The organism is Nocardiopsis lucentensis DSM 44048 (genome assembly GCF_000341125.1).
GTDB classification, from domain to species: Bacteria; Actinomycetota; Actinomycetes; order Streptosporangiales; family Streptosporangiaceae; genus Nocardiopsis; species Nocardiopsis lucentensis.
This window is the reverse complement of the sequence record NZ_ANBC01000395.1, coordinates 1-877: the sequence shown is the minus strand read 5'-3', so window position 1 is coordinate 877 and position 877 is coordinate 1. Positions and strand designations below refer to the sequence as shown.

The following is an 877-nucleotide window of genomic DNA, read 5'->3' as shown; positions in this document are numbered from 1 at the left end:
CCCGCCGGTCCCGGCCCAGGTTGCGCCGGGTGATCTTGGGGCCGGGCGGGTACTGGCGGCGTTTGTGCTCGGCTCGGTCGACCAGTCGGACGACGTGCCGTACCAGGTCGGGGGCGAAACCGGCGGCCGCCAGCGCCGCGACGCCCTGGTCGGTGCCGATGTAGGCGTCCAGCAGCCCGTCGAGCACCTCGTAGCTCGGGCGCTCGGGGGCCGGCTCGATGGCCGCCCACCCGCTGACCGGTCGCCGCTCCAGGGAGGACTCCGGGATGGGCGGCGGTGCGCCGTCCGCCCCGATGCTCTGGGCGTTGCGCCAGCGGGCGAGCTCCCAGACCAGTGTCTTCCAGCAGTCCTTGAGCGGCGCGTAGGCCCCCACGGCGTCGCCGTAGTGGGCGCACGCCCCGGTCGCCAGCTCGGTCTTGTTCCCGGTCGCCAGGACCAGGTGCCCCTCCTGGCGGGACAGGGCCGTGAGGAGGGCGCTCCGCGCCTGGTCGAGAAGCGCTCCCTTCGCTCCGTCGTCGGCGGCGAAGGCCGACTCCAGTGCGTCGAGCAGCCCGTCGGTCGGGTAGAGGCGCCGGATCAGGTCCTGCCGTTTGATCAGCTCCTCGGCCCGCTCCAGGGCCTCGGCGTCGGAGCCCCGCCCGGGGGAGACGACGGCGTGCACGTTCGCCGCCCCCACCGCGTCGGCGGCGATCGTGGCGGTCAGCGCGGAGTCGGCGCCGCCGGAGACGCCCACCAGGACCGAGGCGAAGCCGTTCTTGCGGACGTGGTCGCGAACTCCGGTGACGAGCGCCGTGTAGACCTCGCCGAGGTCGTTGAGCGGATCCTTGCGCGGGGTCAGGACCGGCGAACGCGACTCGTAGGGAGCGGCCGGCTGCTC

1 protein-coding gene is annotated in these 877 nt (G+C 74.3%); it reads right to left on the bottom strand.

Going from position 1 to position 877, the window contains the following annotated elements:
- Positions 1-877, bottom strand: an 877-nt coding sequence (nadE, locus tag D471_RS0113330; RefSeq protein ID WP_017599070.1) for an NAD(+) synthase, incomplete at both ends; no start/stop codon positions are given.